This window comes from Microbulbifer sp. THAF38, assembly GCF_009363535.1.
Lineage (GTDB): Bacteria > Pseudomonadota > Gammaproteobacteria > Pseudomonadales > Cellvibrionaceae > Microbulbifer.
Genome location: NZ_CP045369.1, coordinates 347,325 through 373,051, shown reverse-complemented (window position 1 = coordinate 373,051; position 25,727 = coordinate 347,325). Strand labels below are relative to the sequence as shown.

25 protein-coding genes are annotated in these 25,727 nt (G+C 54.3%); 7 read left to right on the top strand and 18 right to left on the bottom strand.

Translation table 11 applies throughout. The features are described 5' to 3' along the window. Window positions 1–13: 13 nt before the first annotated feature. The 3 genes from FIU95_RS21595 to FIU95_RS21055 all read right to left on the bottom strand — a co-directional run bounded on the left by FIU95_RS21595 (window position 14) and on the right by FIU95_RS21055 (window position 2,618). Window positions 14–139, bottom strand: coding sequence for a hypothetical protein (locus FIU95_RS21595; RefSeq protein ID WP_256366400.1), 126 nt, complete (start codon window positions 137–139; stop codon window positions 14–16). A gap of 359 nt (window positions 140–498) precedes the next feature. After that, complete coding sequence (locus FIU95_RS01555; RefSeq protein WP_152450866.1) at window positions 499–2,442, bottom strand: M1 family metallopeptidase; 1,944 nt, start codon at window positions 2,440–2,442, stop codon at window positions 499–501. A gap of 17 nt (window positions 2,443–2,459) precedes the next feature. After that, window positions 2,460–2,618 carry a hypothetical protein gene (locus tag FIU95_RS21055; RefSeq protein WP_172975296.1) on the bottom strand — a complete coding sequence of 53 codons (159 nt, stop codon included), beginning with the start codon at window positions 2,616–2,618 and terminating at the stop codon, window positions 2,460–2,462. Window positions 2,619–2,752: 134 nt separating this feature from the next. On the opposite strand from FIU95_RS21055, the gene FIU95_RS01550 reads away from it, so the two are divergent. Then, complete coding sequence (locus tag FIU95_RS01550; protein WP_152450864.1) at window positions 2,753–4,414, top strand: alkaline phosphatase; 1,662 nt, start codon at window positions 2,753–2,755, stop codon at window positions 4,412–4,414. A gap of 82 nt (window positions 4,415–4,496) precedes the next feature. Here FIU95_RS01550 and FIU95_RS01545 read toward each other — a convergent pair whose 3' ends face one another. After that, window positions 4,497–6,584 carry an EAL domain-containing protein gene (locus tag FIU95_RS01545; protein ID WP_152450862.1) on the bottom strand — a complete coding sequence of 696 codons (2,088 nt, stop codon included), beginning with the start codon at window positions 6,582–6,584 and terminating at the stop codon, window positions 4,497–4,499. A gap of 332 nt (window positions 6,585–6,916) precedes the next feature. Beyond that, window positions 6,917–7,969, bottom strand: a complete 1,053-nt coding sequence (gene epmB / locus FIU95_RS01540) for an EF-P beta-lysylation protein EpmB (RefSeq protein ID WP_152450860.1) — start codon at window positions 7,967–7,969, stop codon at window positions 6,917–6,919. 697 nt (window positions 7,970–8,666) lie between these two features. Here epmB and FIU95_RS01535 point away from each other — a divergent pair. The 4 genes from FIU95_RS01535 to epmA all read left to right on the top strand — a co-directional run bounded on the left by FIU95_RS01535 (window position 8,667) and on the right by epmA (window position 12,276). Continuing rightward, the gene (locus tag FIU95_RS01535; RefSeq protein ID WP_152450858.1) at window positions 8,667–9,377 is read left to right on the top strand and encodes a TenA family transcriptional regulator; all 711 of its coding nucleotides are present in this window, start codon (window positions 8,667–8,669) and stop codon (window positions 9,375–9,377) included. A 182-nt stretch (window positions 9,378–9,559) separates the two neighbouring features. Beyond that, on the top strand, window positions 9,560–10,354 hold the full coding sequence (locus FIU95_RS01530; RefSeq protein WP_152450856.1) for an aldolase: 795 nt from the start codon (window positions 9,560–9,562) through the stop codon (window positions 10,352–10,354). 343 nt (window positions 10,355–10,697) lie between these two features. Continuing rightward, the gene (gene efp / locus FIU95_RS01525; RefSeq protein WP_152450854.1) at window positions 10,698–11,270 is read left to right on the top strand and encodes an elongation factor P; all 573 of its coding nucleotides are present in this window, start codon (window positions 10,698–10,700) and stop codon (window positions 11,268–11,270) included. A gap of 52 nt (window positions 11,271–11,322) precedes the next feature. After that, complete coding sequence (gene epmA, locus FIU95_RS01520; protein ID WP_152450852.1) at window positions 11,323–12,276, top strand: EF-P lysine aminoacylase EpmA; 954 nt, start codon at window positions 11,323–11,325, stop codon at window positions 12,274–12,276. Window positions 12,277–12,314: 38 nt separating this feature from the next. Here the strand turns inward: epmA and FIU95_RS01515 are convergent, their stop codons facing one another. From FIU95_RS01515 to FIU95_RS01465, 11 genes are all read right to left on the bottom strand, one after another. After that, the gene (locus FIU95_RS01515; RefSeq protein WP_152450850.1) at window positions 12,315–13,109 is read right to left on the bottom strand and encodes a GNAT family N-acetyltransferase; all 795 of its coding nucleotides are present in this window, start codon (window positions 13,107–13,109) and stop codon (window positions 12,315–12,317) included. A gap of 73 nt (window positions 13,110–13,182) precedes the next feature. Continuing rightward, window positions 13,183–14,010, bottom strand: coding sequence for a serine O-acetyltransferase (gene cysE, locus FIU95_RS01510; RefSeq protein WP_152450847.1), 828 nt, complete (start codon window positions 14,008–14,010; stop codon window positions 13,183–13,185). Window position 14,011: 1 nt separating this feature from the next. Beyond that, a complete protein-coding gene (locus FIU95_RS01505; RefSeq protein ID WP_152450845.1) occupies window positions 14,012–14,998 on the bottom strand; it encodes a serine/threonine protein kinase in 987 nt (328 codons plus the stop codon). Between the two features lie 160 nt (window positions 14,999–15,158). Then, window positions 15,159–15,641: an ankyrin repeat domain-containing protein gene (locus tag FIU95_RS01500; protein ID WP_152450843.1), complete on the bottom strand. Its 483-nt coding sequence runs from the start codon at window positions 15,639–15,641 to the stop codon at window positions 15,159–15,161. A 64-nt stretch (window positions 15,642–15,705) separates the two neighbouring features. Then, complete coding sequence (locus tag FIU95_RS01495) at window positions 15,706–17,205, bottom strand: catalase (protein ID WP_152450841.1); 1,500 nt, start codon at window positions 17,203–17,205, stop codon at window positions 15,706–15,708. A 150-nt stretch (window positions 17,206–17,355) separates the two neighbouring features. Beyond that, window positions 17,356–17,754 (bottom strand): DUF6632 domain-containing protein, encoded by a 399-nt coding sequence (locus FIU95_RS01490; protein ID WP_152450839.1) that lies wholly within the window; start codon window positions 17,752–17,754, stop codon window positions 17,356–17,358. 39 nt (window positions 17,755–17,793) lie between these two features. Continuing rightward, window positions 17,794–18,171, bottom strand: coding sequence for a VOC family protein (locus FIU95_RS01485; protein WP_152450837.1), 378 nt, complete (start codon window positions 18,169–18,171; stop codon window positions 17,794–17,796). A gap of 187 nt (window positions 18,172–18,358) precedes the next feature. Continuing rightward, window positions 18,359–18,781, bottom strand: coding sequence for a hypothetical protein (locus FIU95_RS01480; RefSeq protein ID WP_253868792.1), 423 nt, complete (start codon window positions 18,779–18,781; stop codon window positions 18,359–18,361). A gap of 137 nt (window positions 18,782–18,918) precedes the next feature. Continuing rightward, on the bottom strand, window positions 18,919–20,856 hold the full coding sequence (acs, locus tag FIU95_RS01475; RefSeq protein WP_152450833.1) for an acetate--CoA ligase: 1,938 nt from the start codon (window positions 20,854–20,856) through the stop codon (window positions 18,919–18,921). A 270-nt stretch (window positions 20,857–21,126) separates the two neighbouring features. Beyond that, a complete protein-coding gene (locus FIU95_RS01470) occupies window positions 21,127–21,492 on the bottom strand; it encodes a cupin domain-containing protein (RefSeq protein WP_152450831.1) in 366 nt (121 codons plus the stop codon). A gap of 48 nt (window positions 21,493–21,540) precedes the next feature. Continuing rightward, window positions 21,541–22,035: a DUF523 domain-containing protein gene (locus FIU95_RS01465; protein ID WP_152450829.1), complete on the bottom strand. Its 495-nt coding sequence runs from the start codon at window positions 22,033–22,035 to the stop codon at window positions 21,541–21,543. 178 nt (window positions 22,036–22,213) lie between these two features. On the opposite strand from FIU95_RS01465, the gene FIU95_RS01460 reads away from it, so the two are divergent. Next, window positions 22,214–23,131 (top strand): polysaccharide deacetylase family protein, encoded by a 918-nt coding sequence (locus FIU95_RS01460; RefSeq protein WP_152450827.1) that lies wholly within the window; start codon window positions 22,214–22,216, stop codon window positions 23,129–23,131. A gap of 101 nt (window positions 23,132–23,232) precedes the next feature. On the opposite strand, the gene panD is transcribed toward FIU95_RS01460, so the two are convergent. Both panD and panC read right to left on the bottom strand, forming a co-directional pair. Then, entirely contained in the window at window positions 23,233–23,619 is a 387-nt protein-coding gene (gene panD / locus FIU95_RS01455) for an aspartate 1-decarboxylase (protein ID WP_152450825.1), read from the bottom strand. A 13-nt stretch (window positions 23,620–23,632) separates the two neighbouring features. Further along, complete coding sequence (panC, locus tag FIU95_RS01450) at window positions 23,633–24,481, bottom strand: pantoate--beta-alanine ligase (RefSeq protein WP_152456037.1); 849 nt, start codon at window positions 24,479–24,481, stop codon at window positions 23,633–23,635. A 309-nt stretch (window positions 24,482–24,790) separates the two neighbouring features. Here panC and FIU95_RS01445 point away from each other — a divergent pair, with 309 nt between their 5' ends. Further along, window positions 24,791–25,495, top strand: a complete 705-nt coding sequence (locus FIU95_RS01445) for a DUF6515 family protein (protein ID WP_152450823.1) — start codon at window positions 24,791–24,793, stop codon at window positions 25,493–25,495. Window positions 25,496–25,727: the final 232 nt, after the last annotated feature.

The following is a 25,727-nucleotide window of genomic DNA, read 5'->3' as shown; positions in this document are numbered from 1 at the left end:
CGCCCCAAACAGGTCATATCATCGCATGAGGGAAGGGAAAAGAACGCGGCTTGTTGTTATCTGAACAGGCACCGGGCTCATATTCACAACCTACGATAAAAAGGCCGAGAATAACCAACCATAAAATCCGCTTGTACATAGGTACCTCCCTTTGCCTAATTGGAATTTTATTCGAGCAGCAGATTACGCAAAGGGTCCCGATTTGAACAGCAATTTAATGATTTTTGTGCCAGAAAATTGGCGCAAAAATTATTAATTCGTACCAGATGGATGAAGTTTGCTACACAGGAGATTACACCGGCTCTTTTCCGGCTCGGACTCCGCCCAAAAGCATATTAACAGCTCACATTTCAGGCAGAATTTAACCGCAGAAAATTTGCAGAAACGCTGAGGTGAGTATGGGGAGTTACGCTTAAAACAGCCGACATTGCATCGGCTCGATCACTCCCCACAGAATGCTAGAACCCCGGCACAGGGCACCGGAGTTGAGCAGAGGTTTTAGCCTTCTTTCTTACCGTAAATTACCAGGCTGTTCACTTTTACTGTCAACGGGTGGTAACCCGACTTGGCGCGCTCAAAAATACGCGCGGCCACATCCTGCTTGCCAGTTTCAACCATATTGCGATACAGCGGGCGCAGGAATTTGTTACGGCCAATACTGGTAAGGAAGTTCTCCAGGCGATCGAAGGCCGGCTCGTAATCATTGCGCACGGCAATCATCAGCCAGCTGAAGGCCACTTCATTGTTGCGGGATTGAGTCAGGCCAAAGGCGCTGTCCAGCTCTTTTAACTGGGCTTCCGTCAGCTTCTCTGGCATGCCGTCGAGGAAGTACTTCCACTGGTGGAAAGTCCAACCCTTGGTGTCGATATCCTTCGCCGCCAATTTGCCATCCAGCCACTGCTGGCGCACCGGGTCCAACTTGCTAAAGGCATCAGACTGCGGATGCGGCGCACCTTCGGGGATACCCGGCTCGAAGATCCACTGGTGAATGCGCTCGCGATCCAGCTTGTCGGCATGCTCAACCAGGAGGGTCTTATCCAGGTACTTAACGAAGTCCTCGGTGGTGATGCTCTGGAAGGAGAAGTGGTTAAAGTACTCCATCAGGAAGCGGTCGAACGCTTCACGGCCCACTTTCTGCTCCAGCTCGTACAGGAACAGGGAGCCTTTCTCGTAGGGGATATTGGAGAAGACTTCATCGGGATCGCGACCGCGCAGGTCGATCGCCATAATCTCATCGCGGGGCTCTTTGTCGGCCAGGTCCGCTTGCAGATCGTCATAGCCCAGGGCCATTTCCATCTGGTAGCGCTCGTCACCGTAGACAAACTGCATAATGCGGTTGGTCAGGTAGGTGGTGAAGCCTTCGTTCAGCCACAGGTCACGCCAGCTGGCGTTGGTCACCAGGTTGCCGGACCAGGAGTGCGCCAGTTCGTGGGCGATCAGGGCCACTAGGCTCTTGTCGCCGGCAATCACCGTCGGAGTGATAAAACTCAGGCGTGGGTTCTCCATACCGCCGAAGGGGAAGCTGGGCGGCAGGATCAGCAGGTCGTAACGATCCCAGTGGTAGGGACCATAGGCCTTCTCGGTCACTTCCAGCATGGATTCGGTGTCGGCAAACTCCGCTGCCGCAGATTCCAGCATAGAGGGCTCGGCGTAGACACCGGTGCGCTCGCCCATGGGCTTGAACTGCAGGTCGCCAACCGCCAGGGCAATCAGGTAGGAGGGAATGCGCTGGGGCATTTCAAACTCGTAGACGCCATCTTTGGCCGCCTTCGGATCGTTGTTGGCACTCATTACAGCGCGCAGTTCTTTCGGGGTGCGAACGGTAGCGTTGTAGGTGATACGAACTTTCGGGGAATCCTGCAGCGGGATAAAGCTGCGCGCGTGAATTGCCTGAGCCTGGGTAAACAGGAACGGATGCTTCTTGCCAGCGGTTTGCTGGGGCTCCAACCACTGCACGCCAGAGGCGCCCGGTGCTGTGCGGTAGCGGATGGTGATGCTGTTGGCATCTTTCGGCAGCTCAATATTCAGCGGGGTACCCAGGTGGCTGTCTTTCTCACCCATGGAGAACTTCACCGGCGCGCCATTGGCAGAAACGGAGACCACTTCCAGCTCGCGGGTATCCAGCACCATCGGCAGGTTCTTGTCGTTGAGGCGCTTGAAGTCCAGCTTGGCTTCGCCCTCGAGTACCTTGCGGGAGAAGTCGACAGTCAGGTCCAGATCCAGGTGCTGCACCTGATAGTCATTGCTATTGGCGAAGGAGTGATAATCCACACCGGACTGCGGCGCCTTGTCTGCAACGCTTTTCTTCTCAATTACCGCGGCCGCTTTTACCGGCGCGCTGGCGCTATCGGCTTCGACCTTGGTCGGTTCATTCTTGGAACAACCTGAGGCCACGGCGAAGCCGCCGACGATCAGGCTGGTGCACAGTAAACGGGGCAACATGGGTTTACTCCCTGGGTTCAGCTTTTCAATTTGCGCCACAGGATACCCGAGAGTGCGCGCTTGCGGAACGATAGGGAGGCAGATCCCCGCTGGGTGACCGCCACGGGCAGCATCGAGCGAGCCCCACCACCGAAGATCATGCTCGCCGCGGCGATAAAAATAGACGCATGTCTCAACTTCTACGCTGGCGGATGAATTTGCTGACTAATCCCCGCTGAGATCGAAAAAATCTCCCCAGTAATTAACAAAGCCTTCACTTTCCCTATTCAGACTGCGGGTCCTCTAAAACAAGCACATAAAGGAGAGTCCCATGTCATTGTCCCGGAGGCGGTTCCTACAATTTTCCGGCGCCGGCCTGGCATCCCTGCCACTGTTGAAAGCCTATGGTGCCGGCCTGCAACCCTTCCAGCACGGCGTGGCCAGCGGCGACCCCCTGGCGGATCGCGTTATTCTCTGGACTCGGATCACCCCCTCCGATGACCCCGCCTTCCAGTCCATGGTGCCCTACACCTGGCAGATCGCCCTGGACCCGGAGATGGCGATGGTGGTCAACAGCGGCAGTGGCCTCACCGGCCCAGAGGTGGACTACACCATCAAAGTGGACGCTTCCGGCCTGCAAGCGGGGACTAGTTACTATTACCGCTTCTACTCCAACGGTATCGATTCACCCATCGGCCGCACCCGCACCCTGCCCACCGGCCATGTTGAGCGCCTGCGCTTCGCTGTGACCAGCTGCTCCAACTATCCCATGGGTTATTTCAATGTTTACCGCGAGATCGCCCTGCGCGCCGATCTGGATGTGGTGCTGCACCTGGGCGACTACATCTATGAATACGGCCCAGGCGGTTTCGGCACAGGCACCGGCCTTGGACGTGAGCCGATTCCCGCCAAGGAAATGGTGGATATCCAGGACTATCGCCAACGTTACGCCCAATACCGCTCCGATCCGGATCTGCAGGAAGTGCACCGTCAACATCCCTTTATTTGTGTATGGGATGACCACGAGAGCGCCAACAACTCTTGGGCCGGCGGTGCGGAAAACCACGATCCACAAGACGGCGAGGGGGACTGGGCAGTGCGCCGCACCGTGGCAAATCAGGTCTACTTCGAGTGGATGCCAATCCGCGACAACGGCCTCCTCGACCTGTTTGGTGACAAGGCCATCTACCGCAGCTTCCGCTTCGGCAACCTGATGGATTTGATGATGCTGGATACGCGGATTGCCGCCCGTGACGAGCAGGCCAATTGGTTCGACCAGAAGACCGCCGATGACCCCGATCGCAGTATCCTCGGTGCGCAACAGGAACAGTGGCTGCACAATGGACTGACTCAATCCCAGGCAGACGGGGTGCGCTGGCGGGTACTGGGCCAGCAGGTGATGATGGCGCAACTGACCCTGGCCAAAGATCTATCGATCAATATGGACCAATGGGATGGCTACACCGCTTCCCGCGAACGCTTGTTCAACCATATCAGCAACCACAATATCGACAATTTTGTGGTGCTCACCGGAGATATCCACAGCTCCTGGGCCTGGGACCTGGCCAGCAATCCCTTCAATATCCTCGAATACGGTCGCCTCACCGGGCGTGGCGCCCTGGGCGGTGAGTTTGTCACCCCAGGCGTGACCTCCAGTTTTCTGGATAAGTCCCACCTGACCGATGTAGCCGCCATCGCCATGGACGGTTTGATTCCACATCTGAAATGGGTCAATGTGACCCAGCGCGGCTACCTGCTGATGGATGTATCCCACTCCCGTACCAAAGCCCACTGGTATCACGTGGATACCGTCACCAGTAAGAGTTACAACGCCAGCCTGGCGCGAATCTATAAGCAAAAGGCCGGTGCCAACCATGTGCAGCGAGCCTGGAACGAGAGCAGCGGTCCAGAGAATGCACCGGCTCCAGCTCCTGGCTACGCCACACTGGCGCGCAATACCATTGCCGCCCTACGCAGTCGCTACAAGGTTTAGCCACTGCAAGGTTTAAGAGGTATAAAAAAACCACACAGCCCTATGGGCTGTGCGGTTATTCTCCACCCTTCAATAAGCCTGTTTAATCCAGGCTGAAATCAAAGTTCATCTCCTCCGCCGGAGCTTGTACATAATAGCCCTGGATATAATCGGTGCCGGTTTGCCACAGAGTGGGCAGCATGCTGGCCTGCTCGATATGGGGCACGATCACCTTGGTGTTCGCCTCGCCTAAGCGCTGTACCAAACCCGCAAGGGTATCGCTACTCTCACCCTCATCCTGCACTTCACGCACAAATGACGGATCTATCTTGGCAATATCTACCTTCACGTGCTCCAAAGCCTTGAATGGATTCAAACCCGTGCCAAAGTGACAAACAGATACGCGGCAGCCGAGTTGCTGAACCTGGGTGGTGAAATCCCGAGCTGCGTGTAAATTGCTGGTGATATCTTCCTGACGCAACTGGAAAACGACCGAACTTGGTACCAGTTTGGCAGCTTTGAAGGCCACCCCCAGCCAGGCCGGCAGGCTGTTGTCGAGTAGCGAGGCGGTGGTGAGGTGCAGCAACAGCGACACTTCTTTGCCCGCGGCCCTGGCGGCGGACGCGGCCTTGATTGCAGTGAGAATCACCCAGCGATCCATTTTTGCCGAAAGGCCCGCATCGCCCAGCTCCTGCAGAAAAGCCAACGGCGCCAGCTCCTCTTTTTCATCGAGCATGCGAACCAATACTTCATACATCTGCTCGCCGGTGCCCTGCAGGCTCAGGATCGGCTGGTACAGCAGTTTGAGACTGCCCGCTTCCAGCGCCTGTACCACACGGGCGCGGTGATAAGTGCCGGCATCGGCACTGTTTTCGGTATCCGGCTCATAAAGGGCAAAGGCACCGCCCTGACTGTCTTCACCGAGGGCCAGTTTATGGGCCGTTTGTGCCTGCTCCAGCACCTGCTGGGAGCCACTGGAGGCCTCGCTCAGTAATGAAATCCCAATCGAAGCGGTCACCTGCTGAGTCTTGCCGGCAGCATCGAAAATGGTGTCGGCAATTCGCTTGAGTATGTCTTTAGCGCGCAGTTCGATACTGTCCGGCGTGGTATCCGGGCTCAGCAGGCAGAAACTCTCGTCGCTGTAACGCGCCAGGGTATCGCCGCTGCGCTGACAGCCCTGTAACAGCTCGGCCATGGCCTTCTGCAGCGCATCGGCACCGGCCACACCCACAACTTTTTGCACCTCTTCAGCAAAGCGATCCACCTGAATAAACATCAAGCCACCGGTGCGGCGCGAATCTGCGGAGGCCTTGATAGTGGAGTCCAATAGCTGCAAGAAGTGCTGGCGATTGAACAGACCGGTGAGCGGGTCGCGGTTTTTAATATCGCTGAGCTGGGCTTCCAGCTGTTCGGTATCGCCGCGACGGCTGGCAATGCGCACTTGCAGGCAGCGCTCTTCCTCATAGGTGGTGCTGAGCACCTCGGCACGGGTGGGCAGGGGATCGCCATTCATTGTTCTGGCGGTAAACCGCCACTCTTTGGCCTCGACCTCATTGTTGTCGATGGCGCATCGCTTGAGAAATTCCCGCGCCCCTTCCTGCTCACTTTCCGACAGCATATCGATCAGTGGCTGGTATTCGACCTCCTCACCACTTTCATAGCCGAAGCGTTCGGCAAATGAATCGTTGGCGTATACCAAAAGACCATCGGAGACATAAGCGATAGCGTCCTTAGAGCTGTCGAGCAATTCTTTGGCGCGCTTGAGCGTGGCGTGATAGCGGCGGTCATGTATCCGTGCCTGGCGGCGGTTTGCGAGAGCACTCATCTCGCGCTGGATCACCAGCAATAGATGCTGGTCCTCATCCACTGTTACCACGTCCCGTGCGCCAAGCTTCAGCCCCTCCACTACAGGCTGGGAGCCAGTGCGCTCACTCAGCAGGATCACCGGGATATCTTTTTGCAGTTTACTGATTGTGCGCAGGGCCACCGCCGGTGGAATCTGGGTGCTACTTTCTGAGGCGATTACCAGGTCCCAGGTTTTGTCTTGCAGCAGGCGGGTAAAAACCGCTTCGTTGGCGACATGCTGGGCGCGGTTAGGTCTGCCGGCATTGTGCAACATGCTCACCAGGCGCTGTGCCTCTGCGGGCATGTCGTGAATCAGAAGGAGTCGGATAGTGTCGTTGCTATTCATTATTTGCTCTATTTTTTCAGGGCAGCGCACCGCAACCCCATGCGGTAAGTTTAGGGGGCCCCTGTGGTGGCATACAAGAGCACTTCAGGATGGTACGCGTGACCAAAGTCACACAATTCCCCCTGTAAAAAAACGCACTCAAAAGTATGAATTTGCGAATAAGTAATCACTCAGCGGGTCGGCAACCTCTTTTTATCTAGGGCCTGTACGGCACAACTAATGCGGCAGCCACTATATAGATAGGCCCTAATAGATATTTAGCCTAGATCAATTTGGCGCCATTTTTCCGTCCTCTGTCGCCCTCTGTCGCCCACTGCCGCCCAGAATTTTTATTAATTGGTTTGAGGTATCTTGCTGTTAGCTTCTATTGGGGACTTTGAAGCAACACCTGGTATCTCGCGCACTAGCTTGGGAACCAAATAACCCGGCAGGCGCCTGCGCATTTGCTCAATGATTTCCACTGCCGCGCTATCGCTGACTTCAAAGTGGGCAGCGCCGTTGACCCTATCCAGCTGGTGCAGGTAATAGGGCAACACCCCTGCATCGAACAGCGTTTCACTCAATGATTCCAGGGTTTCGCACTTATCGTTAACGCCGCGCAGCAGTACCGCTTGATTTAGCAGAATCACCCCCGCATTGCGCAGCCTAGCCAGACCCGCGCGCACCTCCGCATCAATTTCATTGGCGTGGTTGCAGTGCAAAACCAGTACCGGTTTCAGGCGCGATTGAGCGAACCAGGACAGCATCTCATCGGTAATCCGGCTCGGCGCCACTATGGGCACACGACTGTGGATGCGTAATTTGTTTAGGTGTGGGATCTGCGCCAGCTCTCCGGCAAGCCAGCCAAGTTGGCGGTCGTTCAACACCAGTGGGTCGCCACCGCTCAGTATCACCTCCCGCAACTCGCTGCGCGCGCGCACATATTCCAGTGCTGCAGACCACTGTTTGCGATTCAGGTGATTATCACCGTAGGGAAATTCCCGGCGGAAACAGTAACGACAATTTACCGCGCACTGCCCCGCCGTGATAAACAGCAGACGACCGTGATATTTATGCACCACTCCAGGAAGCGGATTCGCCTCAGCTTCCTGCAATGGATCGGCACTAAAGCCCGCAACCACTTCCAGCTCTGCAGCTCCGGGCAATACCTGCAACAGGAGTGGATCATTCGGATCGGCTAGACGCATGCGACGGATAAACGGACGCGGTACTCGCAGGGCGAACTTGTCGCTGGCCTGTTGCGCCCAGGGCAATTGCTCAGGATCGAGCTGCAGTAATTCGATCAACTCTTCAGGGGCTGTGACCAGGTCAGAGAGTTCATCCTGCCAACGGCGGGCTTCGTGGATGTCGATCAATTCGCTGTCGACGGCTGGGGATTTCGCCATAGGAATTCGCACAGAGGGGAGCAACACTAGAGAAGTAGCAATTGTACCAGAAGCAGACCCAGGCACAGACACTCCGGGTAATCGGTCCACCCGGGCTGATAGCGGCCTCCTGAAAGAAGAAAACCACGGAGCACTGATCCCGGGTTAGAACCAATAAAACCACACAGTCAGAATGGTTTATAAGCCAACTAATATCGGTTGCAACCGGGACCTAGACCTGCCTTGCAATGTCTGGGTGTGCAAAAGGGGATTTCAGTCAGGGATTTTCTACTCGGCAATTATTCAACTTTGTCACATAAACAATGAAAAAAATTCGATGATTGAGCGAGTACCCCATAACCCACAAATCAATAAAAATAACTCTTTACTTATTCGAAAAGGCGCACCGCTTGACTTGAAAGCGAAGTGGTAACTCCGACTTGCCCATAAGTAAAAGCTCACTCCAAAATTATAAAAATAACAATAATAAAAATTTAACCGTCAAGGTAAAAATATTACTGGCCGTACAAATTTCCTTAGGAAAATCTTCACAATTCCCCCATTCACAACAGGGTTAATAGGGTGTTAATTTAGCCAAAGACAAAGCGATAACAACCTTGTCTTTCTTGAAATCAGTGCACTCGAATTTCAATAAAAAAATAAGTCCGGGCATCTCCCCCGTCCAATAAAAATGGAATTACAAAAAAGGAAAAATTCGATGGAAATGCAGCTCGAATTACTTGAGGCCAATAAAGATTTATTGATTGAGCAGACCCGCGCTCATCCGTTCCTCAAGCGCTGCCGCGATGGCTCCATAACCATGGAAGAGCTGAAAATTTTCCTGGTGCAACAGGGAATCTACAGCAGCTACTTCGTGCGTTACCTCTGTGCGATGATGGCCAACCTCCCCAGCAATAAAGAAGTGCATGAGTTGGCTGAAAACCTGATGGAAGAACTGGGTCTGGAACCCGACAGCCCCAAACCCCACGCCGAGATTTACCGCGAGACTCTCGAGCATTTTGGTCTGAGCCTGGAAAATGCAGAAATTCTGCCCGGCACCCAGCACCTGATCGACACCATGTTCCAGCACTGCCGCGACCTGCGTGCCAGCTCTGGCCTGGGCGCACTCTGCCTGGGCGCAGAAGCATTGGTGCCGGACCTCTACAGCGATATCGTAGCCGGCTTCCGCGCCTGCGGTGTGGCCGACGAGCAATTAACTTTCTTCCTGCTGCACATCGAATGCGATGACGGCCACGCGGAAACCATCCGCGATATTATGGTTGAGATCGGCAGCAAAGATGCCTCCCAACTCGACGTAATGCTCGACGCGGGGCGCCGTCTGGTGCAAGCCCGCCAACAGTTCTTCGACTCCATCGAAACTGCCTACCGCACCTCGAGCCAGAGCCAGCCCCAAGCGGTTTCCGCCTAAGCCGTGTGTGCCCAGTCATTTATTATTGTGGCTGGGCACAACACAGGGACGTGAACGCAACAGTGAAGTAGCTGCGTTTGTTGCCGCGAATAATTAAAACAATGGAATGGGAATTTCATGCGGGAGTTCTGCCTATCGGCGTCAACTGCTGAAACTTCCTTTCGTAAGTCATGGAGTCAAATATGGCTGAAACACTATCAATGAACAAAGGCGAGCTGATTGAGCGCGCCAGCGAATCCATGAAAGAGCACCTGGGTGTGCCCGACTGGTCTCTACGGGAAAAACTCGCACTGACCTGCCGCATTCTTTTTGCCCACGGACACGATTCCGGTCTGGCCGGGCAAATTACCGCCCGCGCGGAAACACCCGGAAATTATTACACCCAGCGCCTGGGGCTGGGGTTTGATGAAATTACCGCGTCCAACCTGCTGGAAGTTAACGAAGATCTGGAAGTCATATCCGGAGAGGGTATGGCCAACCCGGCCAACCGCTTTCACACCTGGATTTACCGCGCACGCCCGGATGTAAAATGCATCGTGCATTCTCACCCAATTCATATTTCCGCCCTGTCCATGCTGGAGCGCCCGCTGAAGATTTCCCATATGGACGCCTGCATGTTGTACGACGATATCGCCTTCCTCAAGGAATGGCCCGGTGTACCAGTGGGCAACAATGAGGGCGAACTCATTGCCGAGGCGATCGGTGACAAGCGCGCGATTCTGCTCGCCCATCACGGCCTGATCATCGCCTGCCGTTCCGTAGAAGAGGCCTGCTCCATGGCCCTGCAATGCGAGCGCGCCGCGCATTTGCAAATGCTGGCGGAATCCTCCGGCACCATTCAGGACATCAAACCGGAACTCGGCCGCGAGGCCCACGACTGGATCTTGCAGGAAAAGCGCAGCCAGGCCACCTTTGCCTACTACGCCAGGCGTCTGCTGCGGGATATCGATAACACCATCGATAACCCCCTGGGCTGAGACACAGTCACCGCCACTTTTATCAGTTCGCGGGCCCGATGCCCGCGAACTGCTGCTTGACCGCACCCAGCCCCAGCCAGGCCCTTCGCAACCGCTCGTTACAGCGGTACAAATACCCGCGTGGAGTCGTTCAGGGCGCCGCCCTCCTGTATAATCCCGCCCCAACATTTCAGGGTCGCCGGTAAAGTCTCTGCGCCGCGGCCAAACGAGTCGTTTGCAGCTACCAGTTTTAGCGGAAGCGCACGGGATTCCCTGGGTTGAGCCGGGCCAAGGCCGGTTGTATGCGCGGGAAAAACTCGTTAAATATCATAGAGATACATGACTTATAAGGGCTCTAATTGCTATGGCTAATTACTCTACCAACGAATTCAAGGGCGGCCTCAAGGTAATGCTCGACGGCGATCCCTGCTCTATCGTGGAAAACGAGTTCGTCAAACCTGGCAAGGGCCAGGCGTTCAACCGAGTCAAACTGCGCAACCTGAAAACCGGCCGCGTATGGGAGCGTACCTTCCGCTCCGGCGAAAGCCTGGAAGGCGCAGACGTGATGGACCGCGAGATGGAATATCTCTACAACGACGGTGAGTTCTTCCACTTTATGGAGCCTGAAACTTTCGAGCAGCACCAGGCCAGTACCGATGCGGTCGGCGATGCCGCCAAGTGGCTGAAAGAACAAGACCTCTGCACCGTAACTCTGTATAACGGTTCTCCTCTGGCAGTTACCCCGCCCAACCATGTGATCCTGGAAATCACTGACACAGACCCGGGTCTGCGTGGCGACACCGCCCAGGGCGGCACCAAGCCCGCCACCCTAGTGACCGGCGCCGTAGTAAAAGTGCCCCTGTTCCTGGAAATCGGCGAGACCATCAAGGTCGACACCCGCACCGGTGAATACCTGGGCCGCGCCAAAGAAGACTGATTACCCTCCTCAAGTGGGCGGCCGCCGGCCGCCCACAGCCTGAGCCCATCCCATGACCACTGATCTCTGGCGCCCTAGCGCCACCATTGAAGCCCTGCGCCATCGCGCCGCTTTACTGGCTGAAATCCGCCAGTTCTTCACCCAGCGCCAGGTGTTGGAAACCGAAGTGCCGGTGCTTTCCCGCCGCGCCACTAGCGACCCGCATATCGAATCTATCCCTGTACAGTGCGGCGGTGACAGCGCCTACCTGGCCACCAGCCCGGAGTTTGGTCTCAAGCGCCTGTTAGCCGCGGGTCTCGGTGACTGCTACTACCTGGGTAAGGCATTCCGCCAGGGCGAAGCGGGTAGCCGCCACAACCCGGAATTCACCATGCTGGAGTGGTACCGCTGCAGCTGGGATGATCGCCGCCTGATGAAAGAGGTGGCTGACCTACTCAGCGGAATACTGAAGATCCAGCAGGTGCAGTCACTCAGCTATAGGGATTTGTTCCAGCGCGAATTACAGCTCGATCCTCACAGCGCCAGCGACAGTGACTTACTTCGTTGTGTCGAAAAAGAGATAGACCTGGCTTTTAGCCCCGCTGATCGCAGCGAGTGTTTGGACTTATTGATGAGCCACCGCTTGGAACCCACCATGGGTGAAGGGATTACGCTGCTGTACGATTTTCCCGCGGACCAGGCGGCGCTCGCCAAGGTACTGCCCGACGACAGCGGTACTCCGGTGGCACGACGCTTCGAAGCCTATGTAGGCGGACTGGAGCTGGCCAACGGTTATTGGGAACTGACCGATAGCGCGGAGCAGCTGCGCCGCTTCCAGGCAGATCACACCTACCGCCAAAAACACGGCCTCAACCTCTATCCCTATGAGGAGCGATTGGTGGAGGCACTTCGGATGGGTATGCCGGAGTGCGCCGGTGTGGCACTGGGAATAGATCGTTTATTGATGTTGGCCGGAGGCTATAAAACGATTGAAGAGGTGATCGCCTTTCCTATTGAGCGCGCTTGATTCCTGAATCGTTGGGGCAATTTGTAAGTCAGCCCCGCTCAAGGCGTGTAGACATAGCGCGCCACCTCACCCACTGCAAAGAAGCCACAATCCAGTGGCAACTGCTGGCGCTCCGCCGGCACCAGTGCCACCAGGCTGCGGTGATGGCTGGCCTGGGCCTGCTCCAGCAGGTGGTGAAATAGTGCCCGGCCAATTCCACGCCCCCGGTACTCCTGCAGAGTCACCAGATCGTAGAGGCCCAGGGCATCGGCGGAGGCAAACAGGCAACCCGCCGCCACCGGGGTACCCTTTAGACGCGCCAAAAAAAACCTGAGCCGTGCACGCCGTTGCTCGGGAATCTCCGCCAATGCCATATAAAACTTTTGCAACTCCGCAGCCTCCAAGGCACTGCCGCACTCCGCTGCCTGCACTTTGGCATAATCGGACAGCGCCTCTTTATTGACCGTAGACACCACCAGATCATCCACAGTCTGCGCGGCACCCTGCACTGCCAGGCGCTCTATTTCTGCGGCCATAGCCACCAATGACTGCTTACGCTGCAAGCCCAGCTGCGCCAGTGCCTCGTCATCGAGGGGCTTGGAGGCACTGTGCCACAGAGTAAAAGGGCTGTGGCGCTCGGCGAAATAATCCAGCGCGAAGCGCTGCAGTATGCGCGGCGGCATCACCGTATTGGAAACCGCCTGGTTGAGGCGGCCCGACAAAAGGCCGGTATCACTGCGCACAATGCCAGTGATCTCTTTGGTGTGATTGGGGTTGAGCAGGCCCGCGCAATAACTGGCGTGAGCCTCTAGATTGCGACAGACAAGGTTTTTGGCGCTGAGACTGTATTTCATGGGTACAAGGATAGTTCCGTTTATCCAACTCCCTAAAGAACGAAAAACCCCGCACACGGCGGGGTCGCGGTCACTACTTTTCCACTTGCGAAAGCGCGCATTGATCCATAGACATTGCCGGCTGGGCGCAGGTCGCCGGTCCCACCACTTTGGCCGGTACGCCGGCCACCAGGGTCTTTGCCGGCACCGGCTTTAACACCACACTGCCGGAGGCCACTTGAGCGCACTCGCCCACTTCGATATTACCCAACACCTTGCTGCCGGCACCGATCAAAACCCCACAGCGAATCTTGGGGTGGCGGTCGCCACTCTCCTTACCGGTTCCCCCCAGGGTTACCGACTGCATAATGGAAACATTGTCCTCCACCACCGCGGTCTCACCAATCACAATGCCGGTGGCGTGATCCAGCAAAATGCCCTCCCCCACTTTTGCCGCGGGGTGAATATCCACACTGAAGACTACCGAGACCCGGTGCTGTAAAAACATGGCCAACGAGCGGCGCTGTTGCTGCCACAACCAGTGCGCCACCCGGTGCACCTGCAGGGCGTGAAACCCTTTGAAATACAGGAAGGGCTCATGCATGGAGTTGCAGGCGGAATCGCGCAGGTAAGTGGCATTCAGATCCGCGCGCGCAGCGTGGCCGATGCTGGGGTCCGCAGCCAATGCTTCATCGATTACCTCGCGAATGAGCAGTGCCGGTGCCACCGCGTTGTCCAGCTTATTGGCCAGATGAAAACTGAGCGCCGCCTCCAGCGAACTGTGGTTGAGAATAGTGGCGTGCAGGAAGCTGGCCAGAATCGGCTCGCGCTCGACCTGCTGCGCCACTTCGATGCGGATTCTCTCCCACAATAAATCCGAATTTGCCTCGGTGCTTGAGGCATTCAGGATGGATTTTTCCATTTCAAACCGCTCCCAGTGTCAGAGGTGGCTCCAATAGTGCCGATTGCTGCTCGCGCAATGCCAGTATATGTTCCGCCCAATAGCGGGGGGTATTAAACCAGGGGAATGCCTGGGGAAAAGCCGGGTCCTGCCAGCGGCGCGCCAGCCAGGCGGCGTGATGCATCTGGCGTAAACAGCGCAATGGCTCCACCAGCTGCAACTGCTGGGGATCAAAACTATAGAAGGTTTCGTAGCCTTCGATCACCGCATCCAGGTAGGCGGTTTGCTCGGCGCGATTACCGGAGATCAGCATCCAGATATCCTGAATGGCCGGCCCCATTAGACAGTCGTCCAGATCCACAAACCAGGGCGTCTCATCACGCCAGAGGAAGTTGCCACTGTGACAATCACCGTGCAGGCGCAGCAGCTCCCAATCCCGCTCAAACAGCGGCGCAATCTGCTCAATGATATGCCCGGTGACCGAGGCATAGGCCTCGCGGTTTTCCCTCGGTAAAAAATCACCGTCGAGAATAAATTCGCGACTGTCGATCGCGAAGTGCTGCAGCGTCAGGGTCGGGCGATGGAGAAAGGGCTTGGCGCCACCTACAGCGTGGATGCGCCCGAGCATAGTGCCCACCTGTTCCAGGTGATCAAAATTATCCAGCTCCAACTGGCGACCACCGCGGCGGGGAAACAGGGCAAAGCGAAAGCCCGCTGATTCCATCAGGGTCCGTTCATCGAACACCAGCGGTGCCACCACTGGAATCTCCGCCTCGGCCAGTTCCAGGGTGAAGCGGTGCTCCTCCAGAATTTGTTCATCAGTCCAGCGACCGGGTCGGTAAAACTTGGCAATCAGCGGCTCGGCGCCCTCAATACCCACCTGGTAGACCCGGTTTTCATAGCTGTTTAAAGGGAAAATACGCGCATCAGAAATAAGCCCGGTGCTCTCGACACAGTCAATCACCACGTCCGGCGTGAGGGCTTCATAGGGATGATGGTTCTGGGTCATAGCGGGTACCAACTGAATATCTGTTGGCTATGCTAACGCGCTCGCAGGGGCCGGGACAAACACAGAATAAGACTACGGGTGCAGCGGCGACGGCAAAAACAGCAGGAGAGAAAAGGAGAGTAGTTGGCTCTAACCAGAGCCAACTACTCTGTCGAAAGGATTAGCCGCCACTTGAGCGCTGTTGCTGTAAGAGCTGAACCACCTGGTCGCGGCCAAATACCCTGGCGAAATCCTCCGCCGTGTGGCCGGCTTTATTGACCTGTTGCGTGTCACAATCCGATTTTAACAGGGTCCTTGCCAGAGCAAATTCACCGCGGAAAATAGCCGCCATCAACGCGGTGTTGCCACGGCGATCCTGGGCGCAAGCATTGGCCCCCTTTTGCAACAGGTAATTCACCGCCTCCGTATTGCCGTGATAAGTGGCAATCATCAGCGCCGTATAACCTTTTGGGTTGTGGATATCCAAGGGAAAACCCGCCTGCGAAAATTCTCGTAATACCTCGGTATCTCCCACCCTGGCCGCGGCAAAAAAATACTGGGAGAGTTCGGTAAAGTCAGAGTCGTTTTTTTCCGGTTCCCCAGCCTGAGCCATCAGGGTGAGCCCTTGGGCGAGAAGGACGATTGCAAACAGCATTGATCTCATGAGTTCACCTATTATTCAGTTGGGTGGACGGCAGCTGCCGCCCACCTCCACCTACAGTTCAATATTACTGGGCCAGTTTTTTCACTCGCCTCAGGTTGCCACCAACCGCTTTGGTCAGGCGCTGGCCATAGTCTTTATCGGCCTGGTAGAAGTAGCTCAGCATAATGTGCTTGGTGTTGTCATCGCGCACCTTACCCAAGTCACCGGCTAGGTTTTCGATCAGGTTCTGACGCTCTTCCGAACTCAAGCTGCGGTAGAAAACACCGGCCTGTGCAAACGGCAGCTTCTTCTCAATCGCCTTTTGCTGGGTACTGCCAGTGAGCGGCTTACTGCTGTACAGACCTTTGGGATCTTCGCTGCGCGCATCGATACGGCTCGGCTGATAGTTCACATCGGAAGTCTGCTGGCCGTAATTAGCGGCTCCATCTTGGTTCCAGTTATTCACTACTGCGCGGGGGCGATTGATCGGCAGCTGCTGGTGATTCGCACCCAGGCGATACATTTGCGTATCGGAGTAGGAGAAAACACGGCCCTGCAGCAGACGGTCTTCAGACGGTTCAATGCCGGGCACAATATTGGCTGGAGCAAATGCGGACTGCTCAGTTTCCTGGAAGAAATTAGTGGGCACACGGTTGAGCGTCATGGTGCCAATTTTGGTTTCCTCCACATCCAGCCACATTTTAGTCGCGTCGAGTGGGTTGTAATTAAAGCCATCCAGCTGAGAAGGTTTCAGTGCCTTGATATATAAATCCCACTGGGGGTAATCGCCTTTCTCAATGGCCGCGTACATATCTCGCGTCGCATGGCTGAAATCTTTCGACTGGATTTTCGCCGCTTCCTCCGCAGTCAGGTTTTTAATACCCTGACGCGTTTTCCAATGGAATTTCACGTAGTGCACTTCGCCCTTATCGTTGATCAACTTGTAGGCGTGCACTCCCCAACCATCCATCTGACGCAGATTCGCCGGGGTACCGTAATCGGAGTAAACCCAGCTCAGCATATGGGTCGCTTCCGGGACATGGCTAAAGAAATCGAAGAAGCGATTCGGGTCCTGTTGATTGGTTACCGGAGAGGGTTTCAGGGAATGCACCATATCCGGAAATTTAATGGCATCACGAATAAAAAATACCGGCAGGTTGTTGCCCACCAGGTCCCAATTGCCCTCATCAGTATAAAATTTGGTGGCAAAACCACGGGGGTCGCGCAGAGTTTCTGGCGAGCCCTTAGAGTGAATTACGGTTGAAAAGCGCACGAAGACCGGCGTCTTACTGCCCGGCTCAAATACCGCCGCACGGGTCAGATCACTGATATCTTCAGTGGCTATAAATTCGCCGTGAACACCGGTACCGCGCGCATGCACTACCCGCTCGGGAATACGTTCACGGGCGAAGCGCTGCAATTTCTGAATCAAATGCACATCCTGCAGAAGATTCCCACCATTTTCCCCTGCAGTTTGCGCGTTTTGATTATCGCCCACCGGTGCACCATTATCGCGAGTCAATGTCTCGGCATTGGCGCCGCCTATCAGGCCAATAGTTAATGCAAATAAAGGAAGATATTTCATCGGCAAGTTCGCCCCTACAACTGTTTCTATTACAGGGGCAGAGCTTATAGACGTGTGTAATCAGCGGGAAATTAGACCTTATTATCGCTGTTATAGTCGGGATTAATGATCGTTCGGATTAATGAGTTTCACCAGTAGTGACATTCATACTCAGGCGTTATCATTTTTTTTGAATTGATGTTTTGGCATCAGATACCAAAGCAATAGCGCCACAAAATAAAGGGCTGGAATATCCCCCATCAAATTGGCTCTTTCGGTGTGATCATAAAGTGCCTGTAACAGCATAATGGTGGCATGCACCAGGCTGGACCAAACGGTAAACCAAATTAAGCTGGCATTTGCCACGGGATTTTTTGCCGCACGAATCAGGAAGACTCCCAAAGTGGCGTAGATCCCCATAATCATTTGTTCATATTCAGGCTGACGTGGTGACCAGCCCCAACCTGAAGGCCACACCCACATCATCATCGGGTAGATCGCAAAAATAAATATCAAGCCGACAGCAACCAGAGCAATAGGTAGGTACTTAGCGCGGGCAATATCATCCATAGTGTTCTCTCACATTTATCTGCGGGCCGGCGGATTGAATTATTCTTGTAAATCACCCGGTAAGTGACAGACCACCTCTAGATTATTGCCATCGGGGTCCAGTACATAGGCGGCGTAGTAATCTGGGTGATACTCTTCATAAATATCCGGTACGCCATTATCGGTACCGCCCGCCGCCAGCGCGGCTCGATAGAAATCTCTCACCACCTCACGCTCTTCCGCGCGAAAGGCGATATGCAGCTGGGCATTGCTTGGACCGTCATCGCTAATCCAGAACTCCGGCTTGTCCGCCCAGCCAAATCCTGCCGAATGATCAAACTCCATCACCAGTTCATATCCGAGACACGCCAGGGCTTGGCGATAAAATTCACGGGAGCGGGCAAAATCCCCTACCGGTATTCTGATGTGATCCAACATGGGCAAGTCTTTCCTCTCTCTTGGTGGCTTCACCGCCAACTTGCAAGATAGCTCAGGGGAGAGCGTTCGGCCTTGATAGAGGAAGAATCGTGACGGGATTTACTGCGCGAGGAGACACAAAGAAAGTTAGAGGGAATGACAGCCCTGCAAAGCCTGTTGCCGGGCTGCCATTCGAGAAGCTACGCGGTTAGGGGCCTATATACCAGTGATACAATCCATAAGTCGCCACACCAAAACCAAAGGCTAGCTGGCCGATCAACAGTACACGGTAGGCAAAAGTGTAACGTGCTATTTCTCCACGGCGGATAGCATCGTTGGAAAAAATGCGGGCCTCTTCGGGAAATTCCTGCTCCAGGTTTTGCAGGGCAGGCACCGCCAATCTGAGCAGCTCCCGGCTACGTATATCCATCAGCCAAAAAACGGTTACCAGAATCATTACAAAACCGCCGAGCAAAGCCAGTATCAGCGGGTGAAAATTTTTCTCTACCGCGGTAAAAATTCCCCCCTCCACAAACATGGTCAGAATCACAAAGAAATTAAACACTTTGAGACGCTGGTCAGCGGCGAAGCGATAGTGCTCACAAAGATACTTTACCTGCTCCAAGCTCATTCTCCTTGAGTCAGTTTATTTACCTGAAATAACAACGCTGAGATTCAAATAGCAGTAAAAAAGCCGGGCAATGCCCGGCTTCTCTATGGCCTCGATAATCACACGATCGAGGAAAAAGTTACTGCGCTAAATTCAGGTCAGCGATTTTCGCGATGTGCCAGCAGGTCGTCAACCACCGCAGGGTCCGCTAAAGTGGAAGTATCCCCGAGGTTGTCCAAATCGTTACAAGCTATCTTGCGCAGGATACGCCGCATGATTTTTCCGGAGCGAGTTTTAGGCAGGCCCGGCGCCCACTGAATCACATCGGGTTTGGCGATAGGTCCTATCTCGTTGGCGCAGAGTCCAATCAACTCCTGCCGCAATGTGTCACTGGGCTCGCGCCCTGTTTTGAGAGTGACAAACGCATAGATGCCCTGCCCCTTAATGTCGTGGGGATAACCCACCACAGCAGCTTCCGCGGTATCCGGGTGCGACACCAGGGCGCTTTCAATCTCCGCGGTGCCGAGGCGATGGCCAGAAACATTCAGTACATCGTCGATACGTCCGGTAATCCAGTAATAACCATCAGCATCCCTACGCGCACCATCGCCAGTAAAGTAATAACCGGGATAGGTGGAGAAATAGGTATCAATCATGCGCTGCTGGTCACCGTAAACTCCGCGAATCATCGACGGCCAGCTCCGCTTAATCGCAAGCGAGCCTTCTCCCGGCCCCTCAATTTCTTTGCCATCACTATCCAGTAATACCGGCTGCACACCAAAGAAGGGTTTTGTTGCGGAACCCGGTTTAAGTGCCATTGCACCGGGCAACGGGGTAATCATGTGGGCGCCGGTTTCTGTCTGCCACCAGGTATCCACGATCGGGCAGCGCTCCTCGCCAACCACCTTGTAATACCACTCCCAGGCTTCCGGGTTAATCGGCTCACCCACTGTTCCCAACAGTCGCAGGGAGCTGCGCTCAGTACCTGTGACAAACTCATCTCCGGCTCCCATTAACGCGCGGATTGCCGTGGGTGCGGTGTAGAAGCTGTTGACCTGGTGTTTATCCACAACCTGCCAGAAACGCGAGGCATCGGGATAAGTCGGCACACCTTCAAACATCAGCGTGGTAGCCCCTGCGGCCAGGGGGCCGTAAACGATATAACTGTGTCCGGTAACCCAACCGACATCGGCGGTACACCAGAAAACCTCGCCCTCGCGGTAATCGAACACATACTTGAAGGTCATGGTGGCCATGAGCAGGTAGCCTGCTGTGGTATGCAGTACACCCTTGGGCTTGCCGGTGGAACCGGAGGTATAGAGGATAAATAGTGGGTCCTCGGCGTTGACGATTTCCGGCTCACATTCGCCATCCATTTCCGCAATGGAATCCGCATACCAGATATCGCGCTTACTATCCCAGTCCACCGGGGCACCGATATGTTTCACCACAATGGCCGTGTGTACGTTGGGACACTCGGACAAGGCCTTGTCCACATTGGCTTTGAGAGGGATGTGCTTGCCACCGCGAATTGCCTCATCGGCAGTGATCACCAGGCGGCAATCGGAATCGAGTATGCGATCCTTCAGTGAGCTCGGAGAGAAGCCGCCAAACACCACCGAGTGCACCGCGCCAATGCGAGCGCAGGCCAGCATGGCGTAGGCCGCCTCGGGAATCATAGGCATATAAATACAAACCCGATCCCCTTTTTTAACCCCGCGGGATTTCAGCAGGTTTCCCAGGCGACATACATTGTCATACAGGGTGCGGTAGGTGATTGCCACACTATCCGCCGGGTCGTCCCCCTCCCATAAGATAGCTGTTTGATCACTGCGGCTAGCCAGGTGTCGATCGATACAGTTCACCGTGACATTGAGCTGACCATCGACAAACCAGGCCGTATGCCCTCGGTGCATATCCTCCTCCAGCACTTGGGTAAAGGGTTTTTCCCACTGCAGAAAATCCTTTGCCTGTTGCGCCCAGAAGGCCTCCGGGTTTTGCACCGACTGATGATACATTCTCTCGTAATCTTCTGCGCCAATCAGGGCATTGGCGGCAAACTCAGCGGGTATGGGGCGGGTATGCACTTCTGACATCTTCTTCTCCTTTATTATTAGCGTGGCATGGTGGCCTAGAGAAATCTGAGCTTATTAGGCTTTATTTGGCTTTATTTGGCTCACTTTATAGTATTGCCGAGGTGAAACAATCCCCCCACCTCTGGCAGAGCTGAAAACTAGGAAAAGTTCACACCAGTACAAGAACATTCGCCTATCCCTTTTTCACCGGAGACGGCTGAAACAACAAAATGCCAGAGGGTTAATTAACAACAAAAATTATCGAATAAGCGCCGGGCAATTTACCGGGTATTAAATCCAGATATTATTATCCGCGGTCAGTTCACCCCCGGCATCACCAGTATTCACAACACCTCTGGGCTCGACCAATAAAATCTCGCACTCCTGCTCAGCCCTTGGCTTGTGCTCCACGCCTTTGGGCACCACAGTCATCTCCCCAGGGCCCAAACAGATCGTGTTATCCCGAAACTCAATTTCCATTTGTCCTGAGACAACGATAAAAACCTCATCCGTATCGGGATGATCATGCCAGGTAAACTCTCCTTGTATCTTGACCAGCTTGAACTGGTAATCATTCATCTCCGCGACGACCTTAGGAGACCAATGGCCCGAGCACTTTGCTAGCTTTTCTCTGAAATTAATAACTTTATAACTCATTACCTAATCCTTTTCTCCCAAGCCAAAAAAGCACTTACAAGTTGAAAACTATATCGAGCGTGAAATCTCAACTAAGTCTCTGAGCCTTCCAACCCTATGCTGGCTAAAAACCAACACTCCCGACTCTCTTAAACGGGCAGCCACTATTCCAATCCCTTTTTTCTTCACTCCAGAAAAACTGCCATCGTAAATAAAATTCGAGCCACAGGAGGGGCTGTTTTCTGTAAGTACCGCGAACTTGATATCCTGATCACGACACAGGCGCAGGGCTAAATCCGCTCCCAATATAAATTGATCAGTTAGATCCTCCCTGTCGCTTCCTATAACTCTGGCCGTGCCCGCTAAAACCTCAGTTCCGCTACCGCCGCAAATCTCTGCCGGCGCCCTGGGGATAGGTAAACCTGCCGACACCTCTGGACAGAGGGGAACAATCTCCTGGGTATCCACAAGCCAATTAAAATCTTGGCTATTAACCTCAACATCGCTACCGTTATAGCGCACCGCACATCCCAGAAGACATGAGCTTACCAATATTTTTGCCATATACACCTTCACCTAAAATGGACACAATAGGATAACAAGTTCATGGATCATTGAAATTCACAATACACAGTTTTTCGGCTTGCATGAAAAACGAATTAAGTCAGAAAGTCGGGATCACGGGACAGATTCCCCAGGCATACCGAGAAATCCATAAATAAACTTATTCGAGACAGAAACAATGCGACTTTCAATATTGCTTTTGATCATCTGCCTGATTATCAGCCCCGCGCTTAATGCCAAACAACTGGCCATTACTTTTGATGATGCTCTCCATGAAGCCGCCGGTTATTTTGATGGGCCAACCCGAGCCAAAACACTCATTGAGAACCTGGAAAAACATCAGATTGGCCAGGTAGCGTTCTTTTCGACCACACAATTTCTGGACCAGGAAGGACTGGAAAGGATGCGACTCTACGACGAAGCCGGGCACATTATTGGAAACCACACCCACAGCCACCCAAACTTCCTTGAAACAGAGCTATCCACGTACCAGCAGGAGTTTTTACAGGCACACCAATTACTTCAGCAATTTGACAACTTTAAGCCCTACTTTCGCTTTCCCTACCTGCGTGAAGGGGAAACCGTCGAAAAACGGGACGGTCTAAGAAATCTGCTAAAAGAAAATAAGTACCAAAATGCCTATATAACGCTGAATAATTACGACTGGTATATCGAAGAGCTATTCCAGAAGGCTTTAAAAGAAGATAAACCCGTTAACCTACAAAAGCTTGCTGAAATGTATGTGGATGTGCTGATGCAGAGCATCAATTATTATGACGAGCTGGCAATCAAGCATCTTGATCGCTCGCCCAAACATATATTGCTCTTGCACGAGATGGATATTTCCGCGCTTTTTATCGGGGATTTAGTGCAACGCTTAAGGCAAGGAGGGTGGGAGATAATCTCTCTAGAAGAAGCCTATCAGGATCCCATCGCCCAATACCAACTCCCCCAACCGCTCAAATACAACCCGGGCAGAATCGGAGAAATCGCATTTCATAATGGGCAAAAGCAGGGCTTGTGGCACTACACGCTAGATGAATCGTACCTGGAAAAAAGATTCCAGCAGGAAGTGTTATTACTCTCGGATCAATAATCTACTGAAAGCTTTTCTAGCATTAGAGTGAAAACGCAGAGGCATGAAAATTCATTAGGTGGGCAGAATACTACAGGGCTATAAGCCCTGTAGCCGGGAAATTAAGCTTCAGCGAGCTGCACAGGAATGGTATTGGTGCTGCGTTCCACCTTATTATTTTCATCCAGGTAGACCAGCTTGGGCTTGTGATTATCAGCCTCGGCCTCAGTCATCTGTGCATAGGAGGCGATAATAATACGGTCACCGACCTGTACACGGCGGGCAGCGGCACCGTTCATGGAGATAATACCGGAGCCGCGCTCGGCCAGGATCACATAGGTGTGAAAACGCTCGCCATTGCTCACATTGTAAATATCAATTTTTTCAAATTCGCGCAGACCGGCCAGCTCCACCAGGTCTTGGTCAATCGCGCAGGAGCCGTCATACCAGAGTTCGGCCTGGGTCACCGCGGCCATATGCAGTTTGCACTTCAACATTTCAATTTGCATGGTTGGATGCCCCTCAGAGTTCCAGGGATACGTTGTCGATCAGGCGCGCCGCGCTGGTGTACATCGCGCCCAGAATCGTAATTTGTTTATCGTCATCGGCCGCCGGCTGTAGATCCTTGCTGTAGCAGATGGAGAAGTAGTCAACGCGAAAACCAGTCTCTTCGATGCGCTGACTCGCCTCTTTTTCCAGCTCGGCAAAATCCCGGCGCCCAGCCACAATTTCATCTTTAACCCAATTCAGTGACTGGTTGAGTACCGCCACCTTGGGGCGCTCATCGGCAGTGATATAACCGTTGCGCGAACTCATCGCCAGGCCATCGTTTTCGCGATGTACCGGCGCGGCCACGATCTCCACCGGCATGCACAAGTCCTCCACCATACGGCGGATAACTGCCAACTGCTGGAAATCCTTGATACCGAAGATGGCCTTATCAGGCTGCACAATATTGAACAACTTGGATACCACCGTTGTAACCCCCTCGAAGTGACCGGGGCGGCTAGCGCCACAGAGCACATCGGTCATGGCCGGGCAAACCACACGGGTCTGCTGATCCATACCGTTGGGGTAAATTTCATTCTCATCCGGGTGGAATAGAAAATCGCACTCGGCCTCACGCAGCCTGGCCATATCCCGCTCCATAGTGCGCGGGTACTTGTCCCAGTCTTCGTTCAGACCGAACTGAAGACGGTTGACGAAGATAGACACCACTACCAGGTCACAGTGCTGTTGGGCCAACTTGACCAGTTCGATATGGGCATCGTGCAGATTGCCCATGGTGGGCACGAAGCCCACGGTCTTGCCGTCTGCACGGGCTTTGGCCAATGCCTCGCGCAGGCTGGCTACGTGGTGAAAGACTTGCATCTCTATACGGCTCACTATGAATCAGCGCGGCATCATACTCGCTGAGACGGGGCGTCTCAACATAGTGAAAGTGCCGCTATCTTCAGGTTTTTCCTTCGGCAACTACGGCAGGCTATAACCCCTTATTCAAGTCTCACAAGCCGGATTGCCAGTCAGCTCCAACACCCCATCACAGCCCCCTTTTATCCCGACTCAAGCTGTCCCGCAGAGTTCAGGAAGTGTTCATACCCGCCAGGGCAAACTGCCCGCCAAGATTCACAAAAGACTTTAACGACATCGAAAGAGCCATCCGTGCTCGGGAGCGCTGCCATGAGACACCTCACTACTGCCATCGCCACCGCGGGCCTGCTGTTGTTAGCAACCCCGGCCTTATCTGAAGTGCACCGGGAACATCAGCGGGCAATGGAGCAGGATCACCACGGACAGGGTAGAGCCCATCGCGAACAACGTCACATGGAGCGCGGCCACGACAGACATCACGATAAGCATCACAGTCGCAAGCACGAGAGAGAACACCGTCGAGAAGAGCGTAAACAGCGCAGGGAAGCACGTAAACAGCGCAGAGAAGAACGCAGACATCGCCGCGAAGTTCGCCATGCCTATAAAGACGGCTATGCCGATGGTTACAGCCGCGGCCATCGCAAGGGGCACAAACATGAGCACCGTGCGACACACAGGCCTCACTATCGCCGCGGCCATCGTGGGCACCGCCCACACTGGCGTCCAGCGCACTATGGCTACGGCTATCGCTGGCGCCACCTGCCCCATAATTTTGTCAGTGTCAGCATAGGCGCCGCCGGCTTCTACTATAGCGATGGGATTTTTTACCGCCCGGCTTCCCACGGCTACGTGGTAACCCGCCCGCCCCACGGTGCCATAGTACACAGTTTGCCGGCTTCCGCGCTCACGGTGGTTCTCGGTGGCTACAACTACTACGTAGCGTACGACACCTACTACCGGTGGGATGATTTGCGACGCGGCTACCGTGTTGTGCCCAACCCCGGATTGTTTTAACCCTACCCCCCTCTTCCATCCCCCCCTAGCTTCAGCGGTCTCAGGACCGCTTTTTTAATTCTCCCCAAAATCGGCACTGAAAACCTTCATTGCAAAAAGCACTAAAATCTGCGAAAACCGAATAAATATTTAGTTTTTAGCCGGGAAAAAATAGCGTTTTTTTATCTATAGTTATTGCTTTCCGGCACTGCTGGGCCCAAGATTCGCGCCCGCCACAGATCAACGGAAAGGC

Coding starts and splice junctions, on each gene's coding strand:
- FIU95_RS21595 (WP_256366400.1), bottom strand. CDS start 139: ATGTACAAGCGGATTTTATGGTTGGTTATTCTCGGCCTTTTTATCGTA.
- FIU95_RS01555 (WP_152450866.1), bottom strand. CDS start 2,442: ATGTTGCCCCGTTTACTGTGCACCAGCCTGATCGTCGGCGGCTTCGCC.
- FIU95_RS01550 (WP_152450864.1), top strand. CDS start 2,753: ATGTCATTGTCCCGGAGGCGGTTCCTACAATTTTCCGGCGCCGGCCTG.
- FIU95_RS01545 (WP_152450862.1), bottom strand. CDS start 6,584: ATGAATAGCAACGACACTATCCGACTCCTTCTGATTCACGACATGCCC.
- epmB (WP_152450860.1), bottom strand. CDS start 7,969: ATGGCGAAATCCCCAGCCGTCGACAGCGAATTGATCGACATCCACGAA.
- FIU95_RS01535 (WP_152450858.1), top strand. CDS start 8,667: ATGGAAATGCAGCTCGAATTACTTGAGGCCAATAAAGATTTATTGATT.
- FIU95_RS01530 (WP_152450856.1), top strand. CDS start 9,560: ATGGCTGAAACACTATCAATGAACAAAGGCGAGCTGATTGAGCGCGCC.
- efp (WP_152450854.1), top strand. CDS start 10,698: ATGGCTAATTACTCTACCAACGAATTCAAGGGCGGCCTCAAGGTAATG.
- epmA (WP_152450852.1), top strand. CDS start 11,323: ATGACCACTGATCTCTGGCGCCCTAGCGCCACCATTGAAGCCCTGCGC.
- FIU95_RS01515 (WP_152450850.1), bottom strand. CDS start 13,109: ATGAAATACAGTCTCAGCGCCAAAAACCTTGTCTGTCGCAATCTAGAG.
- cysE (WP_152450847.1), bottom strand. CDS start 14,010: ATGGAAAAATCCATCCTGAATGCCTCAAGCACCGAGGCAAATTCGGAT.
- FIU95_RS01505 (WP_152450845.1), bottom strand. CDS start 14,998: ATGACCCAGAACCATCATCCCTATGAAGCCCTCACGCCGGACGTGGTG.
- FIU95_RS01500 (WP_152450843.1), bottom strand. CDS start 15,641: ATGAGATCAATGCTGTTTGCAATCGTCCTTCTCGCCCAAGGGCTCACC.
- FIU95_RS01495 (WP_152450841.1), bottom strand. CDS start 17,205: ATGAAATATCTTCCTTTATTTGCATTAACTATTGGCCTGATAGGCGGC.
- FIU95_RS01490 (WP_152450839.1), bottom strand. CDS start 17,754: ATGGATGATATTGCCCGCGCTAAGTACCTACCTATTGCTCTGGTTGCT.
- FIU95_RS01485 (WP_152450837.1), bottom strand. CDS start 18,171: ATGTTGGATCACATCAGAATACCGGTAGGGGATTTTGCCCGCTCCCGT.
- FIU95_RS01480 (WP_253868792.1), bottom strand. CDS start 18,781: ATGAGCTTGGAGCAGGTAAAGTATCTTTGTGAGCACTATCGCTTCGCC.
- acs (WP_152450833.1), bottom strand. CDS start 20,856: ATGTCAGAAGTGCATACCCGCCCCATACCCGCTGAGTTTGCCGCCAAT.
- FIU95_RS01470 (WP_152450831.1), bottom strand. CDS start 21,492: ATGAGTTATAAAGTTATTAATTTCAGAGAAAAGCTAGCAAAGTGCTCG.
- FIU95_RS01465 (WP_152450829.1), bottom strand. CDS start 22,035: ATGGCAAAAATATTGGTAAGCTCATGTCTTCTGGGATGTGCGGTGCGC.
- FIU95_RS01460 (WP_152450827.1), top strand. CDS start 22,214: ATGCGACTTTCAATATTGCTTTTGATCATCTGCCTGATTATCAGCCCC.
- panD (WP_152450825.1), bottom strand. CDS start 23,619: ATGCAAATTGAAATGTTGAAGTGCAAACTGCATATGGCCGCGGTGACC.
- panC (WP_152456037.1), bottom strand. CDS start 24,481: ATGCAAGTCTTTCACCACGTAGCCAGCCTGCGCGAGGCATTGGCCAAA.
- FIU95_RS01445 (WP_152450823.1), top strand. CDS start 24,791: ATGAGACACCTCACTACTGCCATCGCCACCGCGGGCCTGCTGTTGTTA.